This is a genomic window from Mesorhizobium sp. M7A.F.Ca.AU.002.02.1.1, assembly GCF_003998535.1.
In the GTDB taxonomy this organism is placed as follows: domain Bacteria; phylum Pseudomonadota; class Alphaproteobacteria; order Rhizobiales; family Rhizobiaceae; genus Mesorhizobium; species Mesorhizobium ciceri.
Genome location: NZ_RZPB01000585.1, coordinates 1 through 3,776 on the forward strand (window position 1 = coordinate 1; position 3,776 = coordinate 3,776).

Annotated in this window: 4 protein-coding genes and 1 pseudogene; 1 reads left to right on the forward strand and 4 read right to left on the reverse strand. The window is 61.7% G+C overall.

Going from position 1 to position 3,776, the window contains the following annotated elements; translation table 11 throughout:
* Positions 1-791 (forward strand): annotated as a pseudogene (locus tag EN879_RS27250) (hypothetical protein); the annotation flags it as partial.
* 10 nt (positions 792-801) lie between these two features.
* Here EN879_RS27250 and EN879_RS27255 read toward each other — a convergent pair.
* From EN879_RS27255 to EN879_RS27270, 4 genes are all read right to left on the reverse strand, one after another.
* Positions 802-987: a hypothetical protein gene (locus tag EN879_RS27255; RefSeq protein WP_013533200.1), complete on the reverse strand. Its 186-nt coding sequence runs from the start codon at positions 985-987 to the stop codon at positions 802-804.
* Between the two features lie 93 nt (positions 988-1,080).
* Positions 1,081-2,127, reverse strand: coding sequence for a UDP-glucuronic acid decarboxylase family protein (locus EN879_RS27260; RefSeq protein ID WP_013533199.1), 1,047 nt, complete (start codon positions 2,125-2,127; stop codon positions 1,081-1,083).
* A 23-nt stretch (positions 2,128-2,150) separates the two neighbouring features.
* Complete coding sequence (locus tag EN879_RS27265) at positions 2,151-3,254, reverse strand: glycosyltransferase (RefSeq protein WP_063170153.1); 1,104 nt, start codon at positions 3,252-3,254, stop codon at positions 2,151-2,153.
* The coding region (locus EN879_RS27270; protein ID WP_164774605.1) for a glycosyltransferase at positions 3,251-3,776 on the reverse strand (526 nt) is incomplete at its 5' end. The genes EN879_RS27265 and EN879_RS27270, both read right to left, overlap by 4 nt.

Genomic DNA, 3,776 nt, shown 5'->3' on the forward strand with positions numbered 1-3,776 from the left:
GCCCACGCGGTACCGAGCGGCGTAAATTCCTGGCGTCCGCAGGGCGCGGCCGCTGGCTCGTCAAATTCGCCGGCCTCGGCGAAACCGGACTCCGCAAGAAACGAGCCGCGGCGATGTTGCATGAAGCCGGGTTCGGATCGCAAGTTGTCGCGCTTTGCCATGGCTTTCTGGTTGAACGGTGGATTGATGGCAGCACGATGGATCAGGCGCCGCTGCCCAGGGAAAAACTGATCGCGGAGCTCACAAACTACCTGACCTGGCGTGCGCTCAATCTTCGAACTTGCGAACCGGGTGCATCATTGCTTGCTCTCGCGGAGATGGCTGTTTCCAATGCGTCGGAAGCCTTGGACGAGAAACGCGCAGCGACGTTGCGCGGTTGGCTCTCGAAACCGACCTCCGCGCATGTGCTGCAGCGCGTTGAAATCGACGGAAAGCTTCAACCGTGGGAGTTTCTCGTTCGTGCAGATGGCACGGTGCTCAAGACAGATGCTGTTGACCACTGCCGGGCACATGATTTGATCGGCTGCCAACCGATCGAGTGGGACATTGCCGGCGCCCGCGTCGAGTATGGACTGTCCGACAGCGATGTGAGGACCTTGGTCGAGGGAATGGAACTTGCCATCGACCATGACCACATCGGCTTTTTCGAACCATGCTATTTGGCATTCCAACTCGGGCTCTGGAGCACGGCTGCGCAATCCGAGGACGGCGGGGAAAAAACAAGGTTGGCCGAGATGGCAGACCGATATAGGATGCCGCTGATACGGTTCCTGGACGAATGCCGGATATGATCGTTTCCGATCAGTCCAGCCTTCGCAGCATGTCTGCTTCCTGCTCGAGAATAGTGGCCACTTCCTCGCGCTGCAGATGCGTCATCATCAGGCTGACGCAGCACTCGAGATAGGTAATCGAGGCGCGCCGCAGATAGGCAGCGGTCTCGCGTTCGGCCATCTGGTCGATATCCCTCGAGGGGCGCTTGGGTTGCATGAGGGTGATCCTCCATATCGGGTCCTTCTGCCAAACCACAAGCCTGGGCGGATGTTCCGCACGATCTCGGGAAAGGTTCGGCGCCATCTCGCATCACGCCGGAAGGTTCTGCAGCCCTCCGGGTGCGGGCCTCGCTCTTTTGGCAAAGCCCGTCATCTGATCGCCGATGCGGCTGCCTTCGAGAGCTGCGAAATAATCGATCGTCAGCTTGAGCCCTTCGTTGAGGGGCACCTTCGGCGTCCAGCCGAGCAGCGCTTTTGCACGCGAAATATCGGGCTGCCTGCGCCGAGGATCGTCTTGCGGCAGCGGTAGAAATCTCAGATCCGATTTGGTACCCGTCATCGCCTTCACCAACGCAGCCAGTCGCACGATGGTGAATTCTCCGGGATTGCCCAGATTGACCGGCTTGCCTGGATTGGGATCGATATCCATCAGGCGCCTCAATCCATCGATCTGATCGGAGACATAGCAGAAGGATCGCGTCTGCAAGCCGTCGCCGAAGATCGTCAGGGGACGTTTCTCGAGCGCCTGCATGATCAGGTTCGAGACGATGCGGCCGTCCGCCGGATCCATTCTCGGACCGTAGGTGTTGAAGATGCGCGCGACGCGCACGTCGGCTTTGCCGGCTCTCAGATAGTCGAAGCAAAGCGTTTCGGCGGTGCGTTTGCCCTCGTCGTAGCAGGCGCGCGGACCGGTGCAGTTCACGTGGCCGACATAATCCTCCCTCTGGGGATGCTGTTCCGGATCGCCATACACTTCGCTCGTCGAGGCCTGTAGCAGCCGCGCGTCATATCGGACAGCGAGTTCGAGCAGGTTGAGCGTTCCAATCACGCAGGTTCGCGTGGTGTGGATAGGGTCGGCCTGGTAACGCGGCGGCGAGGCAGCGCATGCCAGGTTGAAGATACGCTCCACGGGCTCGCCGAGATCCAATGGCCGGCAGATATCCTGCTCGATCAACCGGAAACCCGGATGGTCCATGATCGAGATGATGTTCTCCATGCGCCCAGTCAGAAAATTGTCGGCGCAGATCACGCGCCAGCCGTTGCGGAGCAATGTTTCGCAAAGATGCGAACCGAGGAATCCCGCACCGCCGGCAACAAGCACTGCCTTTGCCCTTCGCGCGTTTCGTGTTTGTCGCATCGCCGTTTTCTCCTGTCTGCTGGTCATGCTGCGCTTCCGATGTCGAAATCGAGGGCCGCCGCCCTTGGCTGTGTCAACGCCGCCACGAATTCGCGGGCCCTGGCCGCACCGGTGTGGGATGCGAGGACGCGTTCGCGGGCCCGGCGGGCCATGGCGAGGCGTGTGCGCTCGGACTCGCCGAACAGGATCTCGACGACATCGTCCGTTTCCCCGGCGGTGTGGATCGCCGATGCAGGAAAGAAGCTGTCGAGCCCTGGCCAGCGATCGCTGATGATGGGCGTGCCGCAAGCAGCCGCTTCGAACAGGCGCACACTGGGCGACCATCCGGCAGCTATCATGGAACTGCGTGTGACGTTCAGCGTGTAACGCTGACGGCTGTAGAACGCGGCATGATCGGCGGGCGGCAGATGTTCGATACGTTCAACATTGTCCGGCCAGATGATGTCGGATGGGTATTGCGAGCCGGCCACGACGAAACGCCGGTCCGGCATATGCCGTGCGGGCTCGAGCAGCAGCGCATTCAGCATTGTCTGCCGGTCGGCACTGTAGGTGCCGAGATAGCCGAGATCCCAGCGGATCGGATCGCCAGTCCGGTGGTGCCGTTCCGGGTCGACCGAGCAGTAGAGCGGCTCGGCGCGGCGCGCGCCGAAGTCCTCCACCAGACGGCCAAGCATCGGCCCGCCGGTGAACGAGAAGTAGACGTCGAAGTAAGGAATCTGCCGCCAGCTCAGATAATCGCAATCGTCGGCTGAAAGCTGCGCCACGGTCACCGGCGTGTCGATGTCGTAAAAGCAGAAGCGCCCTTTGCAAAGTGAAGCGACGATGTCGATGACCACGCGCCCTTCCGGCACGAACGAGCCGATGACGACGATGTCGGCCTGCTCCAGGCACCGGGCGTAGTCGCGTTGTAACTCCGCGGTGGTTTCGTAGTAGCGCAAGGCGCAGAAATCCGGATCGCGCAGATCGCGGTGGTTTGCGTACCACGGCACCTCGCGCTCCAGAAAGGTCACGCGGTGGCCGAGTTCGTGCAGACCTTTCAGCAGGCCTCGAAACGTCGTGGCGTGGCCGTTTCCCCAGGATGAGGACAGCGACAGGCCAAGAAAGACGATGTCCAATTGCTTGGTCATTCCGCTGCCTCCACGGTCCCCTGCTCGAAGTGACGTTTGAAGACTGCATCGGCCACGTCCGCCCGCAACGCGTAGGTGTGATCGGCCAGCACGCGGCAAAGTGCGGCCTGGCCGATTGCCTTTGCCCGACTGGAGGTCAGCGAGCACATGATCTCGGCGACATCGCCGCCGTCGCGCGCCACCAGGATCTCCTCGCCTGGTTTCAGGAACAGTTCCACGCCCAGCCACGCATCGGTGATGAGGCAGGCGCCGGCGCCGGCCGCCTCGAAGACACGCGTGGCCGGTGAAAAACCGTTTACGGCCATGCTGTCGCGGCTGATGTTCAGAACCGCCTTGGGTGTGACGTTGAAGGCATTGTGATCGCGGGTGCCGACGTGACCGAGCCAGCCGACATTGGCGGGAAGCGGCTTGTCCCCCCAGCCCGATCCACCGAGGAGAAAACGCTGTTTCGGCAGCTGGCATGCGGGATCGAGGAAAAACGCTTCGACCCGTGCCTCACGATCCGGCAGCCTGTTGCCAAGG